Genomic DNA, 22,219 nt, shown 5'->3' on the forward strand with positions numbered 1-22,219 from the left:
GTTAACTGATCTCCCGTGGCATCGCGAAATCACGCGGTACCGTCGATAACCCGCGATCAAACACGGAAACTGAGGCCGAAGAGGATTCTGGGCAATCCAGAAGGCGTCTCCGGTGATCGGATGCTAGGTGTTACGAACAGCGGGTTGTAACGCTTACGCGCCCCATGGTTGCGGGCGCCTCCTGCCAACCGGCGCTCTGTTCGTAGAGAATAAATAGTCGAACGCGCCACGTGGTTGCGTTTACGTTCTCAACAGGCGTCCTTACGCCGGCTACAAACCGTGTATTGGATGTGTTCGCGCCACCCACAAAGATGACCGGGTAGGTGAAGATCTGCGGCGTTAGGCCTGCCGGGCAAACAGGTTTTGGCACAGTCGTATTGCTGGCCACCTCCGTCATGAACTGTGGGGACCGAGCAGCCAAGCGATAAGCTTCCTCCGCCAGAGTGTGAGTCTCGGAGAGCCAAGCATTACTGGATCGCAGATAGACATCATTAACGTTGGCACTGGCCTCGGGATCCTGGGGCGCCGAGTTTTCATTGCCAGCCTGATCCCGGGCAATCAAGGCCCAGGTAGATGAGTTGCTGACTACGGGCGCACTCATGGTTGAGTTGCCGTCCAGCCTCAGAAACACGGTGCCCTGGATCTGATTGTCTACCACCGCTCGGAGGTTGGCGCTGGTGATGTCTGAAGAATCCGGTAGTGCGTGGAACGCACTTACGTGTTGATATCCGAAGTAATCGAGCCGGCGATTAATTTCCTCGCTCAGCATGGCTGCCATCGTAACATCAGGTTGATTTGCCCCATCACGCACAATACCAAAGGAAATGTCTGCCCGGGGTGAACCTGTAAAGTTGAATGTCACCGTTGGTGCGGCCAAACCGAACGGGGTATTGAAGTTCGTTGGCACACTGCACGAGAGCAGGGCCTCATCAGGCGGGAGTGGTCCACCACAGGCAGTTGACTTGAGCCAGTTCGTACCTGTTCGGCTGGCAAATGCTGGCGCCGTTGTGCCCTGCTGCGCCATGAACGATGCAACGCCATTGACGTATGCTGCCATCCATTGACCGTAGAGATTAGCTACTTTGCTATCACTGTCTGCCTTTAAGTAAAAAGCCAACCCTGCAATGATGCCAGCTGCAGCGACGCCAGCCATGGCAACTTCAAAGAGCAGGTAACCTTTTTGGCGCTTGATAGGCTTCATTAACATAGGGGGGCACCCATCCGAATTTTGTTGGACTGATACTGGATCTGTTCTTTGAGTGTTGTGGCATCACCATCCCGGATGGCAGAGCTCACTTGGGAATCCTGATTTACCCACAACGAACGAAAAACTATCTTGGACTGCTCGCCCGGCCTTCTTGCTTGATGCACAATCAGACGCAGGCTCATTGAAAGAATCTGCCTGGCAACTCCGCGATCTCTTTCTGAGCTCATGCCGATTAGGCGATCGATGGTTCCAATAATGCTGTTGGAATGAATTGTCGCGATCACCAATAAGCCGTTCATTGCAGCCCGTATACACTGATCGGCAGTTTCCTTATCTCGAACTTCGCCAACCATGAGAATGCCGTAAGCTCCGGCCGGATAACATCGCATGACATTGCGCATGGCCTGAGCAAAGCCACCTTGAGTGACCGATTTTTGCCAACAGATACCGTGACGGTCACCGTGCTGACCTTCCATATCGTATTCGGAAGGGTCTTCAATGGCCCAGGCGACCCCGCCAAAGCTATGGAGCCGGCTCACGACGGCGCTGGAGGTCGTCGTTGTCTTCCCGACTCCGGTAGCTCCTGACACCAGTACCAGGCCTCCCGAACAGAGTGATTCCGACATCAGCTGACGGATTATGTGGTGAGGAACTCGGCCGGGAGTTAACGGCTGCGCCGCGCCACAATTCCGAAGAAAATACTGGGTACCCGAGTGGGTGCTTTCTCTTCGGACTCGAAACGATCTGCCAAGCGCGGATATCCTGAACTCATCCTCGCCAAGTCTCTTATAGGCCTCATTGCACGCAGATCGAAGATGGTTCACCGTTTGCGACTCCACAACGGATTCACCATTTGGGTATGCAATCGCAGGCTTGTCGGAATCGGCAGGAATCGTCCAATCCGAAACGTGAGCAAACCGTTGTTCTGATAAGGCTGTGGCAGGAGTCACGACAGGAGTGCCTCAGGTGAGAACCAAAGGGCTCTTAATTCAAGAGCCCTCCCGGTCATACATCAAGAGTTCTTGTGGAACAGGAAATCCACAGTATTCGTGGTTCCGGAGCATGCAGTACCAGCAGCCGCCACGTTAATCGCCTGGCCGTCCTGTTGGATTACAGTCGTACCGACCCGGATACGGTTGGCGGCAATTGCGGTAGTAGACAGAGTTACACACTCGTCTTCAGGAACATTTGGCCAGGAAACCAGGAAAGCGCGGTTTGCAACACCGTTCAGGTCTGCAGCTGGAGCAATGGTTACCGTGCCGTTCCAGGTGTTTAGAACTGTCGTCCCGTTAACCATTTGGTCCGGGAAAACCCCAAGGTTAATGGCAACGGTATTGGTCAACCCAGAAAAATTATTAGCACGCTGATACTTCATACGAAGATCTTGGCCAATCGACTCTACCAGGCGTGCCTGATCTTGTGCGGAGTTACTAGAGTTCAGATATGCGGCAGTAGCAGCAATCGTGCCCAGGACCGCAGCAATAATGGCCAAACCGATCAGCAGTTCTGTGAGAACAAAACCGCCAGCTTTACGTGTGGATTTCAGAACTTTCATTGAGCTTTCCTCGTTACTGTAGAACAACAGGGCCTATTCTATAACAGAGAGTTGGCCAGATTTGGGCTTGGACACAGTCAGATTGCCAGGTACTACCCTTTCAAAGAGCCTGTGATTGAATACATCGTGACTACCGTTGCACCGATGACCACGCCAACCGTCAATAGCATTAAGAGGTTGAGCAGCTTTGACAGTCCATTAATGCTGCGCATTGCCTCATTCCGGGCATCCTCCGCGATTTCCTCCATTTTCTTGGCGAACTCCTTAATGCTGCCTTGACCGTAGATCTCCAGCTTTACCATGATCCATGGGGTAAATAGCGGAACACCCATAGCGCGACCAGGCCCCTTTGCGGCTTCACCAGTTCGCATATTGCCTATTATCTTCCGAACATTGGCCTTCATGTAGGCCGATTTAGATCCCCCAAGAATGCGCTCCAACGCATCCTTAGTTGTGTCTCCGGCCAAGATTAAGCTCGCCATGGTGGTCAGCAGGCTGGCGCCAGTAATGCGACGGATAACGTTGAAAGGGGGCAATAGATCGACAAACTGACGGCTCTCCCCGATCACCTTCCGGTTGGCAAGGGTGATCAGAACTCCCAGCAGGATCAACGTGCCCAAAGCCATGGGGAACCAGGTTCCTACATTGGATGTCCACCAGTAGACCGTTTGCTGGCCAGGCGTCCATTCCACCACTGGCTTGAGCATCGCCAAAGTTGGAAACAGGTTGTTTCCAATCCAGTTCATGGCCACGACAACAACCACAAAGAGCCCAGTTGGATACAGCAGACCCTTTATCAAGGTGCTCCTCATTTCTGCTTCACTCTTGGCCTGTCCTATTGCAGCATTCAGGCCGTCTTTAAGGTTACCCCGATCGCCCGCCAGCAGAAGCATAGCTTCGCTATCCGGTATCCTTCCTGCGAGCGCCTCATGCAGCGTCTTACCTTCTCGCAGACTACTGGCCACATAGCGGTACAACCCTGCTGCTTTCCTTAATTTGCGCTTACCAAGCGGTGCTTTATTTGCCTGCTCATTCAGCACCTCGGCAACTTTGAGTGAAGCTTCCTGAAGACTCCCCGCGTTCGCCAGAAGGGTCACCATAAAACTGTAAAAATCCACCCGTTCATTGACGGGTATTTTTGCCTTGTTGGGATCAACAATGTCCTTGAAGCTCACGCTGTAGCGCCCTCACCAGTTAGTTCAAGATGGGAATGGATGGGATTTCCCCGGAATTCTCAGCAACAAAGCCATCATCATCGTCCTCGGTGCCTTTGCTTTCAGTAAACAACTCCGGCATTTCGTCCTCATCCATGATTCCGTCTTTGAGGATGTCCTGCATGTTGAGCATGCCGAAGTAGTTCTCAACATCGCGTGGATCGATCTCCCCGCGCAGCATTTTCGCGATGGCGTGATCCAATGCTGTGAAACCAACAACACGCTCGTTGTAGTCCTTTTTAGCGGCCTTCTCTGTCTGTCCGCTTTTACGCCAATGCATTAAGGCTTCTGTCAATTCCAGCTTGGCGAAATGTTTCCGCATCACCAAATCTGGTGCGATCACTTCAGCACAAATCGTCATACCAGAGACACCTTCGGGGTACTCGGTACTCTGCCCCCTTACGCATATATTAGCCTTTGTGATATCTGGACAGACGTGCGAAAGCCGGTTAACTAGGTCACGATCAAGGTGGTCGTACATGTTTTCTGGTGTCAATCTGATCTTGCTTTTATCATCCAGCTTCGGCAGCAGCATCTGAAACACCAGGGCATTGATCAGACTGGGACTGCCAATCGTTTGCGCTGGCACCTGCAGGACAGGACTGGCAAGACGTTCCACGATTTCAATGCCGCTCTGGGCGTGGACCGTCGTAAGCAGTGTATGGCCCGTTTGAACGCCTGAAACTGCTGCTTGAGCAGAGTATTTGTCTCGGATCTCACCCACCATCAAGATATCTGGATCTCGGCGCAGGGTGCTTTTGATCGCCTCCGCAAATTCCTGTGGATTTTCACTGTTATCACTCACGGACGTTTGGAAAGCTGGCAGTTCACGCTCAATAGGGCTTTCAACTGTCAGAATGTTTACATCGTCATTCCTGTTAAGCCACTTGATGATTGCTGCTAGCGTTGTCGATTTACCAGAGCCTGTTGGCCCCGACAAAATGACCAGTCCTGATGCTTTTGATGCTCCCGCCTGTAGCAGTCGCGTTTGGGCGCGAGTAAATCCCAGCTTCTCCAGATCAATAAGCTCTTTCACTTCTCGCTTATCGTTTGCCAGTATCCGGATACACGCATGATAGGCACCATCATCGCCTGGGGCATGCTCATAACGGCAGTCCAGTTTTACATGATGGTTATAATCAACCTTGAGGCGGCGTCTCTGCATGACGGTCTTTTGCCAGTAAGCTTCCTTGCCTCCAACCCCACGGGAGCTGAAGCCTACCGAGATAATGCGGTCGGCCTTATCTATCTTCCATTCGGTATGATCTCGAAGAGCCCCATAGATACGAAACCTTACCCGGCAGTTGTCATGCCCTCTGAAGAAGTGGACATCGACAGCTTTTGATTCGTAGGCCTTCTTCAGAAGCTCATCAAACTCTTTTTCAAAAGCGGTCTGATCTTCTTCCTTGGTCTGATCGCTCGCATCCGTTTCGGAGAAAAGCGAGATGATATCTTCTGACACATGGACAATGGTTGGGCGACTACTCTTTCCTTCCTCGCCAGAATCCGCATAAGCCTCTCGAACATCCTTGTTCAATTGGGTAAATGCATTGACATGGGCGCTTTTGGCGGCCGCACTGATGAGAATAAGTGGATTGCCTGATCGATCTTCAGCAACCATCATGTGTTTTGATGCTGCGCCTGACACAAAGTCTGATTGCTTTAACCGGTTGGTATTCTGCCTGGTCAGTGTCCCATACCGTTCTTCCAGTTCGATCCGGGTTGTTATTTGATGATTGGCGGAATACTGAGCATTCTTCTGAATCTGCAATGCTTGTCTGAGCTGCTCGCTCGTGATCACATTGTTGTAAACCAATATGTCACCCAGTTTCGGGACTGACTTACCCGCACTGCGCTGCTTTTCCTGGACTTTGATTGCCTGTTCCAGAACCGACTGCTTAATCCAGCCTTTCTCCAGGAGAATAGAGCCTATCGTGCGGCGATTCGGGTTCTGATCAATGCTCATTTCGCTACCTTGTTATCGATCAAGTATCAGGCGCCAGCTGCTTCGGTTGCGGTTGGAATCAGCTTTTCTTCACCGTTTGAGACGTGCTCCACCAAGACGCCATTTAAGCGAATATCCTTGATTTCCCAATTACCGACTTTCCTTCCAACGCGAATCGGAAGGTTGCCGGACGGGAGGGTTAGAGTTGCTCGCATTTCCTTGGCTGTGTCGCGAAACACAGAGCTCACCACTGCATTATCCAAAGCCGCATCAAGCCGCTCTTGCCTCCGGCGTTCTTCATCTTCGGTTGATGGGCCGGTTGTGGCCATAGGATTGAGAAACTCCGGCATGCCCGGATACATGGATGTGGAGTCCAGCTCACCATCTGGGTTCTCTTGCTCTTTCCCAACATTCTCAATCTTGTTTTCGAGCTCCTTCTGTTCCAGCTGGAGCTTTAGCTTCTGGACTGTGCGTTCAAGAGATTCGATCTCATTCTTCTGACTCAGAAGATCCTCAACCGTGACCGCTCGGCTTTCTGCCTGGGCCGGCAAGCCCGTAGTTACAGTCGCCGCCAAAGTAAATGCCACCGCAATGTGTTTGTTCATTCGGATTCTCCCACTGAAATGAACCGACCTTCGATTTCCGTAACGTTTTCAGACCAGTTAAAGCTGACGGCATCCATTATCAGCGGCTTTTGGTCATAGATTTTCTTCACAACAAGTTCCGAGATGTCTGAACGGATTTGAAGCGTAAATGCCCCGATACCAAACAGTTCTTCTGCCGTTAGCGCTTCACGGCCGGGGAACGCCACCGGCTGCGGCTCCCCTGTGCGATAAGCAATATCACCCGGGAAAGCTCTTGCCATGCTCATAAAGCTATCCAGCAATCCGCGTTGATCGCTTTGCGTGAGTTTCCAGTTGCTCACAGCCGGGTATTCCGAAAGGGGGTGCGCCTGAACAATCGACACACAACTGGCGGACTCACCTAGCGCGCCCACAATTATTGTTGCGCATGCCTCAGCTCCGGCTCGTTCCAGAACTGCTGGGGGGGTGAGGTCCGTATTGGTGTACTCTGAGATGCAGGCTGAACTGTCACAGGATGTTGAAGTAAGCTGCCATCCACCCGCTTTCGCCGGAAGCGCTCCTACCGGCCCGTCCAGCAAGTATGCAAGGTGTGTTCTCAGTTCAGTCGCCGCCATCAACTCGGCTTCTTTCGCGGCCAGCTGAGACCGCGCAATTTCTTGCTGCTGTGCCAGAATCTCTTCAGGTGTCATTTGAGGGCGCTTAGGTTCTTCCTTGCCCGTGAACATAAAGACACTTCCAGCGCCCACCACAATGGTTGTAATGCCGGCCATCAAGATCCACACAAAACCCTTAGAGCTGCGCTTGCGAAGTATGGTTGCTTGTGGCGCCAGCGTTTCGTCTAGGTAATGCGCGACAGAGTCTGTCGGCGCGCCCAGATCCTCTGTATCGGCCGCATTACCGATAATCCGAATGCCATCGCCACCAAAGAGCTCTCGGTGATCTCGAACCAGCGGCTGGATATCATTGAATTCGCCAACGACATCCGTTCCCGTGATCACTTGACCATTGTTGATAGCGCAGAACCAATAACGCTCTGCTTCTTCCTCTGATTCACCTGGCAGACGTTCAATGGCAACAATGTGCCCTTCCTTTAGCGATAATGCTAAAAGACCCGCAAGGGACACCTTCGCTTGATTTCCGGTAAGTTCCGCAGAATCACGAGAAATGGCGCCATAGTTGATGACGCTCTCGCCAGATTGTGGATCGTTTACCTGAAAGAATGTTGTTAGAAGCCCTTCAGATCGCAGGGCTTTCCTTTGTTTCTTCCACTCTGCTGGCGTGGTGGTGTTCCAGTCGAGACCAGTAACCGCCAGCGCGTCACCCGAAATCTCAAGACTCATCGCTTATACGCCCCATCCTGAATGTGCGGAGTCACCATAACCAGCAGAATCTGGCTCGATTTGTTAGCCGACTTGCCGCCACCGAGGCCCCAGAACCCAGATGACCCGGCGCCGCGTTCTTCATTGGAGGATTTGTCCGAATTAAAGGCGGCAATCACCCAGGTTTCACCGGATTTGAGCCAGGCCCGCTGAACAACCGCGTTACGATCTCGCGTAGGTGTCTGCACGATAGTCGTATCAAAATTCACCAATTGAAGATTGCCGCTCAGCTCCATCGCCACCTGTAGCTGAATTGAGTTTTTGTTAACCACGCGAGGAATCAGTGTTGCGTCAAAACCGGTTTGGATCGTATCGGTTTCAACTTCGCTCACTATATTCTCTGCCTCGGCCGCTCCCGCTTGCTGCGAGATTGACTTGATGTATCCATTCTCCGTCAGCACTTTCAGTGCAGCCGGCTGATTACTGACGGTTGTTACTGCCTGGTCATTTGTTTCCGTCGCTTGCGCCTTGGTCGCAAGAAGCTGCAGTGCCAGTGACGCCCCATTTGACGATCGGATAACGTTCAGATTCGTAGCTGACGCCCCAACGGGAATGCCTGGAGCATTTAGTCCAATGTCAAAGTTTCCACCATTGACGGCGTTGAGGATTTCTCGCCATGCCAGGTTAAACTCATTGGTATCTTCCATAGTCACCGACGCAGTTTTGATTTCCAGATACACTTGGCGCCCGTATATATCGTTAATCCGCTCTATATACTCTCCGACGCGACGGACTGCATCTGGCGTGTCTTTGACCACCACATTACCGGTAGACTTCACTACCGTTGACTTGCCCCACGGACTCAGAAGCGCCTCAATGCCCTGGGCAACCTCATCCCAAGTACCACCCTCAAACTGGAACTCTGACTGTTGGGTGATTACCGCGTCGTCACTCTCGCCTGAGCCACCGGTACCCACATCCGTTTTTGACTCACCCGGAAAAAACACTTGGAAAGTTTCGGTGGTCAGTCGATAAAAGGTCACTCGATTGCGAGTTTTGTCGTATTCCCAAGAGATTCCGAGTTGGGCGCTGATTGAATCAAACGCTTCAGTAACCGGTCCATCTACTTCAACGGAAATACGTTTGCTCAGAACCTCTTCGGGCCCCGAGCTCACTCCACCAACAGCACTGTTCGTGAGAATGCTGAGGGCGCTACCGCCTGCGGAGTCCGTGGCCGTTTGGCTTGCACCACTCCCGCTAGCGGTATCTTCTGTATCAAGCTGATAGAGATCCGGAGCAAGGTGAACGCCTACCCCTGCGAGCTTGGTTAACCGAGGTGCGATCGCGGCTAATGTTTTATTGAATTCGCCGATCGTAATCCATTTGTCTTCAAGCTCAGGGTATCGAGCCAACTCAACAACCTCACTGCCGACGATCCAGGGGGTTGAAGCGTGAAATGAGCGCCCTTTACCCTGTTCCGCTCTTGCCTCCTGAAGCGTCCGCATCAATTGTGCGTATCGCTCTTCCGATTTTGGGTCTGGCGTCGCATCGGTATTAGGGAAAAACGTTGAGCAGGCTGACAAGGCCGTGCTTGCCAAAACCAAAGCGGCTACTTTTTGGATTGCTTTTTTCATCTGTGTCGCGCTCCGCTGATCACCGGTTCTGGTTGGCAATGAAAACCCGAAGCACGCCGTTGTTATGCAACTGTGCATCGAATTTGCTTTGTGTCTTCACAATATCGAAGAACTGTTTGGTTGCTTCTGTGAAGGTGTCCCGGAAAGTCATCGAGGCGGCAAACTCAATGTCTCCATCCTCTGGCTCTGGTTGCCAAACCAACGTATAGCCAACCATACGAGTCCAGCGATCCATTGCTGCGCGCATTTTTTCGCCTTTGCGAATCTCATACTCAGCGACTTCGTTAACCGTGAGAGATGGGACATCCTTGAGGATTCCGCCACCAATGCCGCTTGCAGTAGTCGCGTGTACCGGAAAGCTCCCATTAACCTTTTCTACGGGTCCGTTAGCGGTGGCTTGAGAGGCCGCAAGAAGTGCAGCACTGGCGATCAAAAAACGTGAGAATTTACGTGTCATCGTGGGCACTCCATGGAACGGCTAACAATGGCTACAACCTGATCCTGATAGAGACAGATTCGGCCGTTAAACGAATTCGCAGCCTGTTTGAGCACATCAATCGGCTCACCTCGCCAGGTCTGCCTTTCATCAACAGTCAACGTTGGCATCAACCAATACATTTGCGGGTACCCGAGCATCAGGCTAAGGTCACGCATGACGCTTTCGCCATCATCACCTTGGTTTACTGAGAACGTGGCCGCAGTCATTGGCTTGCTCGCTACAGGGGAACTGTTCGGTTTACCGCCCGCTTGCTTGTCGTCGAGAACGACTTCCTGGCCGGCATTACCTGATGCATGCATTGGTCGGTCAAACAGGAGCTTCCGGCCGTTCTGAATAAAAATCTCTCGCTTGGCGTGGTCTACATGGAAACGAAGGCCGTGCCTCTCGCCCAGATTTCGGAGCACATCAATCCAGTCGCCTCGCTTAATGTCCCAGCGCACCTCAAGACGACCATCTGCCGTCAGATCCCGGGATCGCAACACGACCCAGTTATTCGGAACCAACAAAGTCAAGGCATCCTCAAGCGGCATCGGGTCACCGTATGTTGGTGCCTCAGCAATGTGCCCTCTGGAACCGTACTCAACGATTGCACTGTAGGTATGGTCTACCCACACCATGTATTCAGCCTGATCGAACAGCGGGGAAGGTGTTGCAATTTCTTCGGGCTCTGGCGCTTCGAGCAAAAACGCAGCTTGCACCCCTGCCGGCGCACTCACGGCGGCCACCAAGGCAAGACTAAGGCTGCATGCTGCAGCCAATTTTCTGCCCCGAAAGCGACTTTCAAGTTTCGGTTTGGGCTTACCCATTGATTTCTCCAGATGTTCACAGACCAAATTCAGGCTTTATTTCGCATATCATACAACATGTGATAGTTAAAAATTTTGGTTGGACACGCTTCTATGCCTCACACACTGGTCATCGTTGAATCGCCAGCGAAAGCAAAAAAAATCGGTCAACTGCTCGGCGGTGATTACACCGTAAAGGCGTCAGTTGGACACATTCGCGATCTGCCCGAGAAATCGCTTGGTGTAGATCTCGACTCGATGAAGCCTCACTACGAGGTTTCCCCTGGGAAAAAGGAAACCGTAAATAGTCTGAAGCGGCTAGCAAAGATTCACAGACAAATTCTTCTTGCAACCGACCTTGATCGTGAAGGGGAGGCTATTGCCTGGCATCTAAAGGTTACTCTCGGGCTGCAGCCAGGCACCTATAAACGGGTGGTTTACGGCGAGATAACCAGATCCGCACTGCTTGAAGCTCTGAGTCAGCCAAGGGACATCGATATGAATCGAGTCTCTGCGCAAGAAGCTCGACGCGTTCTCGATCGTCTCATTGGCTATGTGGTCTCACCAGCCCTTTCTCAGCAGGCCGGTAAAGCCCTAAGTGCCGGCCGTGTCCAATCTGTAGCCGTACGTTTTGTCGTTGAGCGCGAACGGCAAATCCAGAACTTCAAGCCAGAACCCTTCTATGGGCTGGTGATGACACTCTCCGATCACAAGGCCGTCAAGGCCGCACTTCATCTCAAACCCTGGGCCGAGGATGAGAAACATATCTGGGATAGAAGCTATGCAGAGAGTTTCTGTGGTCCCCAGTCGGCCACTCTTGCAAAAGTAGAGACAAAACCAAAGGTAGTTAAGCCGCGAGCCCCGCTGACTACCGTAGAAATGCAGAGTGCCGGTGGCAAGATTTTTGGACTGTCCTCAGACGCCATCATGAAGGCTGCGCAGTCCCTGTTTGAGAAAGGCCATATCACCTACCATCGCACCGATAACCCAAACCTTTCTGACGAGGGCTTCGAGAAGATACAGTCCTATTTATCCTCTCAGGGGTTGCCCTACTCCACAACAAAACCTTCGTTTCCCTCCAAAGCAGATGCTCAAGAAGCACACGAAGCTATCCGGCCTACCGATATTGCAATCGAAACCGTTGGCGACTCCGAGGTGGAGCGTCAAGTCTATTCGCTCATCCGAGAGCGCGCCCTGCTCATGGCCATGCCCCCCGGTCAGGACGATGTAACGATGATGGTTTTTCAATCCTCCAAAAAACTCAAAGCGCTCTCTGGGCAGCTAGCTCACCCAGCTTATATCGCCAATGGAAAGGTAGTCCGGGAGCTTGGTTGGCGCGCCCACGCTAAAGTCGAGCCTATCAAGGCCGAGGACTCCCTGCTGCCGGCCCTTACGCCTGGAGCGCAGTTTCAAGCGCACGTCGATATCGAAAACAAGAAAACCCAGCCACCGGGCCGCTATACTGAAGGCAGTCTGATTAAAACCCTCGAGGCCGCCGGTATTGGTCGCCCCAGCACCTACTCCGCCATCATCAAAAATATCACCGGGCGTGGGTATATCAGGCCTTTGCCGGTCAAAGGCAAAAAGAAAGAAGCTCAGTTTGAGCCCGGAGACCTTGGCTATTACGTTGTGGATGCCCTAACAGGCATGGGGTTCATGAACTACAAATACACCCAGCAGGTAGAGGCGTCTTTCGACAAAATTGCAAAGGGGCAAATGGGCTACGTCAATATCGTGCGACCTGTATACCAAAAGTTGGAGGCGGATCTCGCCACGCACCTTTCCGGTAAGTCTCTGGTGAAAACTGCCGACTGCCCACTCTGCAGCAAACCATTGGTACAAAAATCTAAAAGAGGGAAAGCATCCTCTATGTTCTGGGTCCACAAGTCAGACGCTGACGGTGAATCCTGTATCACATTTGTGCCTGATCAAAACGGGGTCCCAGTCAAGCCTGCACCGAAGGTATCAGCTCAGTGCCCGGGGTGTGGTAATGAAGTGCACCAGAAGTCAAAAAACAGCAACGTGTTTTGGGTACACGCTGACAGATCAGAGGCTACTGCGTGCGGGATAACGTTTTTGAACGACGTGGACGGAGCCCCATCCTTACCAGAAAAGCCCAAAAGCTCAACATGCTTGCAATGTGGGGAAACCATTGTCCGAAAATACAGCCGGAAGAACTCCAGTTGGTTTTGGGTGCATCAAACAGATGATCCCTCTTGTGGTAACAAATACATCGACGACAAGGACGGAGTTCCAGTCTTTACCGCAACTGCATAGGCGCTGTGCTTAAAAACCTTTCCTGTAAGGGGAGAAGGTGTTGTAGCTCTGCAATACTTGCGTCTGGGCAATGCCATGTCCAGCGTTGCGAGGGGAGTCGTGCGGGCCTTTGGCCCTTGCCGCGGCCTGCGGCCTTTCTTCACGGCCAGGCAAAGCCTGACCGTTCAGTATCGACTCAGCCAAAGGCTTCGTCTTTCATGTGGGTGAGTCAGAGGGCACAAAAAAGCCCGGACATTGCCGGGCAAAGGTGAGAAAGCTCATGGAGCTTTCTTCTGGGATTGGGGTCAGCCAATCATTTCTCGGGGCTCAGAGGCCGATGTAGTCATTCGGGTTGACGTTCAGGGCCGCTTCAACATCCAGGATACCAACACCGTGCAGTTTCGGATCATAACCAGCGAAGTTGGAGTCGGCGGTGTCCAGAAGGATCTGGAGAACCGCTGCACTGGATAGTCCTGAGAACTTGGCTTTTACGCCACCGGCCGCTGCTGTAACCAGAGGGGCAGCGAATGAGGTACCGCTGGCGGTTGTGTAGTCAGCGTTGTCCTTGTGATCTGCTACGTCCAGGCCAACCCCCGGGGCAGCAATGAAACGCTGTTGAATCTTGGGCTCCGCACCAGGGACGTTGGAGAACGAGGCGACCTGTTTGTTGTCGTCAATCGCTACAACCAGAATAAAGTCATTGCGCAACGTATCGTTGTGATATGGCACCAGGTCTAGCTCATTACGATCGTATTTCAGCGCATAGCAGCGCTCGTAGGCAAAACCAGTCGCCGCGTTCATTTCTTCATCCGTACAGGCTGGCGTGCTACTGGCATAAATCTCTGAATAATCCAGAGCAAGGTTTCCGGCTGCAGCAATTACACCAACTCCAGACCCTTCGATTGCGGAGTATACGTCCGCCTGTAGGCCCCCATCCTGGGTCGCCTTGAAGTACGTTGCCGCACCTTCCATGGACATGTTCAAGAAGTCCACGGCATTGGTTGCTGCCATTTCAGTGGTGGCCATGATGCTTGCCAAGTTGTCGGGCAACCGGCCGATTGGGTCAAATGTGCCGCCATCGACGGAGCCAGAATAGACCACGTCAAGCGCAAGCAAAGTCCCATCTGTCAGCAATCCCACGTCTTTACCAAAGATCAGAGAGGCAACGTACGTCCCATGTGACGCCTCAGCATAGTCCCGGTTGGCATCATAGTCCGGGTAGTGGTCGTCGCTCAGGTTAGCTTGAAGCTCGTAATTCAGATTGTTGGAGCCATCCAGCAGCAGTTCACTGGAGAATGATGCGCTGCGGCCGTCAATGGCTGTGCTTTCAAACTCAGTGTGGTCTGTATTGACCCCCGCATCGGCTACAGCAATCACTACGTTGGTGGCCGATAGAGCATTTGATGCATTGATGAGTGCTTTGGCGTCTTCGTTGGGCGCTTTCTCAACCTCAGGTGTTACAGGAGGCTTTACGGTAGTGTCATCGGTGCCGCCGCCACCGCCACCGCCACATCCGGACAGCGCGAAAGCAGAAACAAGTGCGGCCAAAGTTAGTTTTTTGAATGTCATTTTTGATCTCCCAGAAGTTATCTCACACCTATAAGTATACGCCGATTATCATAATGTGCAATATATTTTTAACTATTAAGTTCGGTGACTACCATTTGGTCAGCGCTTAGTATCGCCATGTAGTCTTGTTCGCCAATTTTCTTTTGTAACAAGGTGTCGTGATGATTGGCTCCGACACGTCGCCAAGTAATGCCTTCGCAGACGATAATCGCTGGCATTTCGTTTGGAGAGGGGGTTCCTATGTGTACCTTGCCATGCCCAGCCCCAATTAGCTTACATCCTCGCTCACGTAGGAGGTTCGCTGCTTTTAGAGCGCCGACAAGACCAACGTTAATGCTCCACTGGCCTGATCGCGGGCAAGCCGTTGCCATACCATAGATCGCTTCAAGAGCCACACCCCAGGCAACGCTCAGTGAACTATATGTCGGGGTAGCCCATTGTGGGCGCATCCATATACTGTCTGCCATCTGCAGTTCTTTGATATCCAGGTGATCGCCCGCGCTGGCAAGTAGCTTGCATTCATGATGAGAGAATCTTTGGCACCCTCTGCCCCATTCATTCAAGGAGCCTTGCTTCAGGCGCGCATTTCCTTTGACCGAAAAGGGTACACCAAGCCCTTGAACCCATTCCCATCGTTCCTGGACATCACCATGCATTACGGCTGCGTCAAGGGAAATCACCCGTCCCTGGGGAATACCGGTGTTAAGGATCTGCTGAAACCAATCGTTTCGGTCGACCTGAAAGGTAACTATCGTCTCACCCGGATTGAGGGAGTCGAGCTTCAGATAGCGAGTGCTATTCAGTCCACATGTCAGTGGGCAAGGAGCGGGAGTATTGACGCTGGAAGACTGAAAGCTATCCAGCCGGACGACATTCTCAGCACAAACACTATTTGTTTGGAACGGAGTCAGCTTCGCGGCAATGTGCATGGCTGATGTATAGATATCGGAAAGTAAGGACGCCTGTTTGGCTGGTGTCTCGCGTGAGATTCCGAGCTCTTGACCGAGCTGTTGGGGGGTTGTTCCAAAGAATCTGGCGGACTTGATGCCGGGGGTCATCGGAGTTTTGCTTGAATAAGCAACCTGAAGCCCCTGGTTCGATGCATCCTTGGCGTCCACCACAATGCATACCCTATTCGCCATTGCCGGTTGGCCTATGCCGCTACAGATTGGTGCTTCTTGAATTTGGCAAGAATGCTTGCCGCTTTAATCCGAAACAGTGAACTGTCTGGGGTTTCAGAACCCCAATGAATTATAGCTTCCCGGAATGCTGGTACCGATGGAAGAAATCGCAGGTTGCATCCGAACAGCTCCATGTATTGCTTCTTTTGCTTTGGCTGCATCATTTGAAGGCTCTTTAGCCATTGAGCCTGGTCCCAATTCGCAACTTCACCCTCCAGTCCAAGAGCGCTGACCATAAGTTCACCGTTGCGCAGACTGTTCAGAACATCCAGGACACTATTGGCAAACTGTTTTGACTCTGATTCGTCTGCGCTCTGCTCTTGAATCACGGCACCTATTCTGAAGAGGCTGATAATTTCTGCTTGGGAAAACCAAGGCGCAAATATCAGATCGCCCTTTTTATGTTTTATTGCCAGGTCAACGTGTCGCGACCAGTAGTAAAGCTCATCAACGACTCGGAGATTTCCGGACTTTCTGGCATCCGGTCCTTGCAGTCTCGGGTCACGAAACTCTAACAGCATAAACCCGGAGGCCGAACGATTCATTTGACCTCCAAAGCTCTGAAACCCGCTGATCTCACACTTGTATTTTCTGTGTTTGATCAGAGGCGCAGCCTGCAGGGCAAAGCGTTCCACGCCCATCACTTCTGGCAGCAAGGCCTGCTCTTGCGGGTGTGAGAAAAAGCGTGGACGCTGCATCGGCTGACCTCTTGCCTCCCGACAGGAATTACGACTGCTCAAGCAGGCCGTTGACGGTACTGGTGGGATCGGCACCAGACACGGAGGAACCCAGTGCAATAACCAGGGGAATCAGCAAAACGCAAACAACGCCGCCCAAAATGAACCATGTCTGGTAGCTGAGTGGTTCGCGGTTCTTTTTCGCAAATACCGCGCTAATGACACCAAACCCACTAAGGGCGATGCCAAATGCCCCCAGGATGATGACGATCCAGCCTACGATGATCGACACCTCGCTCCCAATATTGGCTACCCAGTCACTAATCTTCGCATGTGCCATATTCGGTATAAAAAGAAACGGAAAGACAGCAAAGAGAAATGGCAGAATTTTCTTCTCTACAGTGTTGTCCAGACGCGCTTTAATTTTTTTCATCGGTACTACTCTCACTATGCAGGTTTTGATTAAGAATTTGGCAGATTCAAGCTGCTTGAGAACTGGCCAGCCTGCCCACTAGCCGTCTCGAACATGTCGTCCATGAAAAACTGGAACATACACAAGAAGGTTGCCGCGATGAGGCGCGCAGAACCTGCCCGAAAAAGCTGGTATCCATTCTCCTGTGGGTTGCCCATCCGAGCGAATGCCATCATTGATCGCAGCGCCGATATCCATCCAACAATCACCAGGAATGCGACAATGATCAAAAGGCCTGCCGCTACCGGGTCACCCTGCTGCCCTTGAGCAGCATCCACGTAGCTAGTTGCCAGTCCTTCATGGATTCGTATGTGGCGCTCACCGAAGATCGACTCTGAGATCGCCTTCATCAGCAGCACCAACTGTATTGTCGCGGGACCAACGCAGAACTTAATTACGATCCCCAGCCCCGTCGCGTTGCTGCCAGAATTCCGTTTCTTCAGCTGAATCAGATCCCAGACACCCCATATTGAAATCAGGATCCCGATCGCCGGAGCAATAATAAAAATCAGGACGGTCTCAATAACCTGGAGTTCTCCCCCAAAATTAATGAGGTACTCCAGCATGCCGGTTGCGCCGCTCGTTATGGCATCAATGACGATATTGGTGTCGAGCATATTATTGCCGCCTTATGATTCCATGGGCTGTGACAACCTCATGCTTGTCTGGGTGCAGCGCCAGAACTTGGCCCATTCCAGGAACTTCGGTACCGACCGAAACCGGATACGATTCTCCACTCTTGCGATAGACAATGGCTCGTTCTGCAGTAAGCCCGCGGAGAAACCATCCATTAGCAGCGACTGTACCTTTCGAGTGATTCTTTGCCATGGCTGGACGGTTGCGCTCTGCCTTTGGATAGGAACCGGTATAGAGTTTCAAGTCGTCCAGCATTTTGATCGTTGCATCATCAAGTCTGCCAGTGACCTCAAGACCATGCTCTTTTTGCGCACGCTTGATCGCCCATTGCGTTTGCGTTCCAAAAATCCCGTCGATATTGCCGGGGCGGTAGTTTTTTTCTGCCAGTTTCCGCTGCATGTCTTTTACTTTTTCTGGTTCTGACAGAATAGGGTGCTTCTCGCCTTTGGCATGCGCTGCTGTCTTGGTGCCCGGGTAACCGCTCTCTACCTTCCTTTCAAGAACGCTGACCCTGCGATCAAGATCTGCAATATCCTTCTCGGTTTTGCCAACTGTCACCGCCAAGCTGTCCAGCTGCTCAAGATTCTCCCGAACAGACTGCTTCAAGCCTTGAAACTCGGACTTTGCAACAAGCTTGCCTTCCAGCTCTTCTGCTGCCCGATCGCTCAGCAACTGGGTTCGAGTCTCGTCATAATTAAATCGCCCCTCTGGTTGCGCGACGTCAGCTTGTGGATCCGGAATCGGTGCTGATGCAGTTTCATTCATCGTTGGCTCGGCGACCCAACCTTCCTGGGCATCCGCTCCATCATCTACAGGGAATGCGCTTACTTGTACCGGAGCCCCATCGTTGGGCGCACCGCCGCTTCCACCATAGCCACTGCCCTCTCCGGATCCATCTCCACCAAAGCCGCCGACGGAGTTGGTTTCGGTCTGAGAGGTCGACTGTTGCGCCATTGGCATGTTTGCCATTGCATCTGGCTTTGGGGCGCCGGAGTTGCCGCCACCGAACATAGGCAGCACGAAGAACACCATTGCACCAATCGATACGAGCAGAAACGCGCCAAAGCCAGCCCAGAGCATCCAGCCAGGCTTGGCCTTTTCCTCATCCTCAGAAGGCTCGTTCACATTTGGCTCGTAACCCTCAGGCCCCGATGCGACTTCTCCGGAGAATTGCTCCTGATACCCTTCTTCGTGACCATAGGTCTGCTCGCCGACGTATTCTTCGCCCTCCAGCTCAATGTCAGGAATTTCAAAGTCTTCCCCAGCGGCAGCCGTGGCATCCACCGAGAATTCCATGTCATCCATGGGCAGTTCGCTCTCAATGCCATCTTCGTCATCTGCATAGGGCGTCTCGGGAATGGAGAATTCTTCGCTTTCCTCGAAGGAAAAGTCTTCACCATCTCCCCCCTTGATCAGATCGTCGTCGTCTCTACTCATGTGATTTTATTCCTGACTAACGTGAGCTGTTTGACACATTATATATTGTGCGATCATTGGTTTTCGGTGCTGTCCCATCTTGTTTTGTGATGGGTCAGGTTGACTTCTTCACAGGGTCGATGAATCCTGCCTGGCGCTTAGCCTCGTTTTCGGCCCAGGCTTTTTCAGTTTCGGATTCCACCTTGCAGACAGTGGACTCAAAGAGAACCCCAACCTGCACATTTGGATCGAGCGTTACAGTGATTGGGCGGTTTATGTTGTCGGCAAATGCTTCCCTCCACAGTTCGCTGAATGCACCCAATAACGTCCAGGTGATCTGCTTGCCATCCGGCTCACGATACTCATTGGTTGTTTCACCATTGATGCCAGTGCGCTCAGAGATAACAGACCTTGCTTCGGCCAGCTCTTGAAAGCCAGACAAAATCGTTGCCAACCCGAAACCTCCGTAACGGTAAATAATGTGGTAGTCGACATCCGATCGGATCGCCCAAAGGGTGGTGTCGGGATCCAGCACGTATCCCCGAACCGTATACTCTGTCCCTGCCGGCGAAATCAGTTTATTCAGCATTGGCTTCATTTTTGCGCCAAACTCATTCAGCTCAAATGTCCCCATGCCGGTCCAGCCGTTAAGCTCGCCACCAAGAAATGTTGCGCGGACAGGGCCTGCAAAGTCTGTGTTTAGCGCAATGTCGTTGTTGGCATAGGCAATTTGCCCACCTTTAACCAGCGGCGCCTTGCACTGCCCTTCTGCGGCATTTTCATTCCCCTCAACAAACGACGGACGACCGCCATTATTTCCATCAACCCCCACACGGCTCAGATCACCCTGGGCATCAGCTTCCCCAGTTTTCAGGGGTTTCATTGTGAAGCTCGCGATTGCAGGCGCGGCATCGTAAGTCTGCATGATTGCTCGTGCCGCATCCTCACGGGCTTTGAGTCGAGCCTCCCGCTCTCTGCGCTCTCGCTCAAGATCCCGGCTTCTGTTGCTTGTTGCTCCCTCTGGGATTGCAGGTGGTGTGTAAGTGTATCGTTGCTCCGGAATGCCTGATGGCAATTCCAAAGCACTATTCTGATCAGTCTCATCGTCGTTGTCGCCAATCGGGATGTAAGCTACATCATCAAACAGCGGTACAGGGTGCAGCGAGTCGTCAGACGCTGTTAGCTCGTTGTAATCTCTTGCAGCTTGTTGCGCCTCATCATTTAAGGAATCCGAAGTCAGATTTGATGAGCCACCCTGCTCTTTTCGCGGGGCCTCAATAGTGCTACCACCTCCAGTTGCCAGCGAGTCCGGGTCCGGGCGTTCTGGAGAGCTGAACAGAGAAGATATTGCCCAGTAGAAGATGCCGCCAAAGAAAAGAAGAAGTACCAAAATGCCAATCAGCAGTGGGCGCGACTCCTTCGATAAAAGAAACTCTTTAGTGCTCATGCTATCGCTCATGGCTTGCGTCACTCCTGAAAGGCTAAGTAGATGCGTTGTCCGCTCTTATCCAATGCCATCACTGGGTTAATCCGCGGAATAACATAGACCCGCACACCATCTTGTAACGCCATCACTGAGCGACCGCCATTAATCGGTGCTGGTGATACGATCGTGTAATCTGTCATTACATACATGGTTTCGGGATCCTGTCGGTCAATCCAGGCATCAACAGCGGGATCATTCACCTTGATCTTCGCAAACCCTTCCGGGGTCACCTTGTAGGCGAGCTTATTGATTACATCGTCGAGCGAAATTCCCGATGCAGTTTCAACAGAGGATGCAACCTGGCGAGACAGGTTGCTTGTGGCCGTGGCGTTCTCTTGCTTGGAGATCGGGCCTCGCTCTTCAATCCGGATGTGCTTGAGCGCATGGTATTTATCGTTCTGCCCCACCACTGTAATTGTCACCGGGATCAACATATCCTTCAGGTAGACTGCAAGGCTCTTCTTTCCGGCACCATTCTTGGCGTGCAGCACAAAACTACTGACCGAGCCTTCTGGCTGCTCTACGTCTGCGAGACTTCCCGTTTGACCTATGAACTGTATCGGCCAGGGATTCCCCATTAGGTCCGTAAAGACAACCGATGTCGGATAGTCTGGCGTTACATAGATTTCGGGGATAATTTCAGCCTGCTTCGACATTCGGTCCATGTTTCTGATGGGCGTGACTTCTCTGAGAGGCTGGTAAGTAGCATTCTGGTCTCTGAGCTGGCGCTCCCGTATCAGCACTCTCTCCTTCGGCGTGATCGGGAATAGCGCATCAAGGTCCGACGGCAACTCCCTTAGATCAATGACTGTCGGCTCTCTTACAGTAACCGCGTCTCTATCAGCCGCAGAAGCATCATTGGCCGTGGCAGCAGGCACAAAAGCAATGACGGGCAACCAGAGTGCCAACATGAATAATTGGTGTCTCATCACTTAATCCTTTCTCGGCTGAACAACGAACTTGGCAAGCATTAGGCCGCCGTCATACTCAAGAGGGCTGGCCCGCGCTATCCATGCACGGAAAATGATCTTTTGTGTGATTTGCCGGCGACGCTTGTTGTCCGCTTCAGTCGCACCCGAGTCATAGATGAGATTGATTGGCAGCTCTACAAGCCAAACGCGCACGCCTTTGATTACGTCTTCCCCAAGGACAACTGGCTCGTTTTCAACCACTGCACGCAGAATAAGAAACTCATCTCTCACTTTGGGCAAAATTCCGGACTGATCCAGCATTCGCTGGAAGCTGAGGAGTGTGTTCTGTGCCGTGAATTCCAGGGACTTATTCAGCTGTCCTCGGTAATTGACATAGTTGAAGTCATACAGCTTCGGTATGTTTCTCCCCGCCCACTCGATAATGACGGATCTGCTATCAATTGGCGCATCCAGCAGTGGCAGCTCCTGGATTCGACCATCCGATGTCATTCCCAAAAGCTTCGGCTCTGGCTGAGTTGCGAACTGAACCGAGTTCCATGCCAACGAGAACAGAGTTACGGCAACCAAAAGCAGGATCATCCAATTCTTGAAGCGCGAAAAATTCGTGCTAACAACCACGAGCGCTGCAACGGCCTCGGCGCCATGAAGGCTCTGCTTGCCATTCGGCTGGGCTGCAGGTTTCGTCGGGCGCGCCCCTTCAGATTTCTTCTGTGGCGCCGGCCGTCCTTGTTGAGTCGACGGCCGCAGGGCCGGTTTGGGTGGCGCTTTTTTCTCAGTCATTCCTGGATGCTTCCTTAATTCAACAACCTTTCAGGCATGGGTCCGGTGATGTTTAGTGGCCATTTTACCCCT

At 52.2% G+C, this 22,219-nt stretch carries 20 protein-coding genes; 1 reads left to right on the top strand and 19 read right to left on the bottom strand.

What is annotated here, in order from left to right; all coding sequences use genetic code 11:
• Positions 1-130: 130 nt before the first annotated feature.
• The 10 genes from ACSSVV_RS07465 to ACSSVV_RS07510 form a co-directional block, all read right to left on the bottom strand.
• Positions 131-1,201 carry a hypothetical protein gene (locus ACSSVV_RS07465; RefSeq protein ID WP_454105832.1) on the bottom strand — a complete coding sequence of 357 codons (1,071 nt, stop codon included), beginning with the start codon at positions 1,199-1,201 and terminating at the stop codon, positions 131-133.
• Complete coding sequence (locus ACSSVV_RS07470; protein WP_454105833.1) at positions 1,201-1,833, bottom strand: ATPase, T2SS/T4P/T4SS family; 633 nt, start codon at positions 1,831-1,833, stop codon at positions 1,201-1,203. The genes ACSSVV_RS07465 and ACSSVV_RS07470 overlap by 1 nt, the downstream gene beginning before the upstream one ends.
• Positions 1,834-2,219: 386 nt before the next feature.
• Entirely contained in the window at positions 2,220-2,762 is a 543-nt protein-coding gene (locus ACSSVV_RS07475; RefSeq protein ID WP_454105834.1) for a type 4 pilus major pilin, read from the bottom strand.
• A gap of 92 nt (positions 2,763-2,854) precedes the next feature.
• Positions 2,855-3,937 carry a type II secretion system F family protein gene (locus ACSSVV_RS07480; protein WP_454105836.1) on the bottom strand — a complete coding sequence of 361 codons (1,083 nt, stop codon included), beginning with the start codon at positions 3,935-3,937 and terminating at the stop codon, positions 2,855-2,857.
• A 19-nt stretch (positions 3,938-3,956) separates the two neighbouring features.
• Positions 3,957-5,942: a GspE/PulE family protein gene (locus tag ACSSVV_RS07485; RefSeq protein WP_454105838.1), complete on the bottom strand. Its 1,986-nt coding sequence runs from the start codon at positions 5,940-5,942 to the stop codon at positions 3,957-3,959.
• Positions 5,943-5,968: 26 nt separating this feature from the next.
• Positions 5,969-6,526, bottom strand: coding sequence for a hypothetical protein (locus ACSSVV_RS07490; protein ID WP_454105840.1), 558 nt, complete (start codon positions 6,524-6,526; stop codon positions 5,969-5,971).
• Positions 6,523-7,845 carry a type 4b pilus protein PilO2 gene (gene pilO2 / locus ACSSVV_RS07495; protein ID WP_454105841.1) on the bottom strand — a complete coding sequence of 441 codons (1,323 nt, stop codon included), beginning with the start codon at positions 7,843-7,845 and terminating at the stop codon, positions 6,523-6,525. The genes ACSSVV_RS07490 and pilO2 overlap by 4 nt, the downstream gene beginning before the upstream one ends.
• Positions 7,842-9,458 carry a type II secretory pathway protein gene (locus ACSSVV_RS07500; protein ID WP_454105843.1) on the bottom strand — a complete coding sequence of 539 codons (1,617 nt, stop codon included), beginning with the start codon at positions 9,456-9,458 and terminating at the stop codon, positions 7,842-7,844. The genes pilO2 and ACSSVV_RS07500 overlap by 4 nt, the downstream gene beginning before the upstream one ends.
• Positions 9,459-9,477: 19 nt before the next feature.
• Positions 9,478-9,915: a TcpQ domain-containing protein gene (locus ACSSVV_RS07505; RefSeq protein ID WP_454105845.1), complete on the bottom strand. Its 438-nt coding sequence runs from the start codon at positions 9,913-9,915 to the stop codon at positions 9,478-9,480.
• A complete protein-coding gene (locus ACSSVV_RS07510) occupies positions 9,912-10,763 on the bottom strand; it encodes a hypothetical protein (RefSeq protein ID WP_454105846.1) in 852 nt (283 codons plus the stop codon). Before ACSSVV_RS07510 ends, ACSSVV_RS07505 begins: the two co-directional genes overlap by 4 nt.
• 93 nt (positions 10,764-10,856) lie before the next feature.
• Here ACSSVV_RS07510 and topA point away from each other — a divergent pair, with 93 nt between their 5' ends.
• Positions 10,857-13,019, top strand: coding sequence for a type I DNA topoisomerase (gene topA, locus ACSSVV_RS07515; RefSeq protein ID WP_454105847.1), 2,163 nt, complete (start codon positions 10,857-10,859; stop codon positions 13,017-13,019).
• A gap of 306 nt (positions 13,020-13,325) precedes the next feature.
• On the opposite strand, the gene ACSSVV_RS07520 is transcribed toward topA, so the two are convergent.
• From ACSSVV_RS07520 to ACSSVV_RS07560, 9 genes are all read right to left on the bottom strand, one after another.
• Positions 13,326-14,567, bottom strand: coding sequence for a S8 family serine peptidase (locus ACSSVV_RS07520; RefSeq protein ID WP_454105848.1), 1,242 nt, complete (start codon positions 14,565-14,567; stop codon positions 13,326-13,328).
• A gap of 68 nt (positions 14,568-14,635) precedes the next feature.
• Positions 14,636-15,688, bottom strand: coding sequence for a hypothetical protein (locus ACSSVV_RS07525; RefSeq protein WP_454105850.1), 1,053 nt, complete (start codon positions 15,686-15,688; stop codon positions 14,636-14,638).
• A 32-nt stretch (positions 15,689-15,720) separates the two neighbouring features.
• The gene (locus ACSSVV_RS07530; protein ID WP_454105852.1) at positions 15,721-16,446 is read right to left on the bottom strand and encodes a hypothetical protein; all 726 of its coding nucleotides are present in this window, start codon (positions 16,444-16,446) and stop codon (positions 15,721-15,723) included.
• A gap of 28 nt (positions 16,447-16,474) precedes the next feature.
• Complete coding sequence (locus tag ACSSVV_RS07535; protein ID WP_454105853.1) at positions 16,475-16,858, bottom strand: hypothetical protein; 384 nt, start codon at positions 16,856-16,858, stop codon at positions 16,475-16,477.
• Positions 16,859-16,887: 29 nt separating this feature from the next.
• Positions 16,888-17,514 carry a hypothetical protein gene (locus ACSSVV_RS07540; protein ID WP_454105854.1) on the bottom strand — a complete coding sequence of 209 codons (627 nt, stop codon included), beginning with the start codon at positions 17,512-17,514 and terminating at the stop codon, positions 16,888-16,890.
• A gap of 1 nt (position 17,515) precedes the next feature.
• Positions 17,516-18,970, bottom strand: coding sequence for a peptidoglycan-binding domain-containing protein (locus ACSSVV_RS07545; protein ID WP_454105856.1), 1,455 nt, complete (start codon positions 18,968-18,970; stop codon positions 17,516-17,518).
• A gap of 94 nt (positions 18,971-19,064) precedes the next feature.
• Positions 19,065-20,408 carry a DotG/IcmE/VirB10 family protein gene (locus ACSSVV_RS07550; protein ID WP_454105857.1) on the bottom strand — a complete coding sequence of 448 codons (1,344 nt, stop codon included), beginning with the start codon at positions 20,406-20,408 and terminating at the stop codon, positions 19,065-19,067.
• A gap of 8 nt (positions 20,409-20,416) precedes the next feature.
• Complete coding sequence (locus tag ACSSVV_RS07555; RefSeq protein WP_454105859.1) at positions 20,417-21,364, bottom strand: DotH/IcmK family type IV secretion protein; 948 nt, start codon at positions 21,362-21,364, stop codon at positions 20,417-20,419.
• Positions 21,365-21,367: 3 nt separating this feature from the next.
• Positions 21,368-22,147, bottom strand: a complete 780-nt coding sequence (locus ACSSVV_RS07560) for a DotI/IcmL family type IV secretion protein (protein WP_454105860.1) — start codon at positions 22,145-22,147, stop codon at positions 21,368-21,370.
• Positions 22,148-22,219: the final 72 nt, after the last annotated feature.

Source organism: Marinobacter sp. MBR-105 (assembly GCF_053628895.1).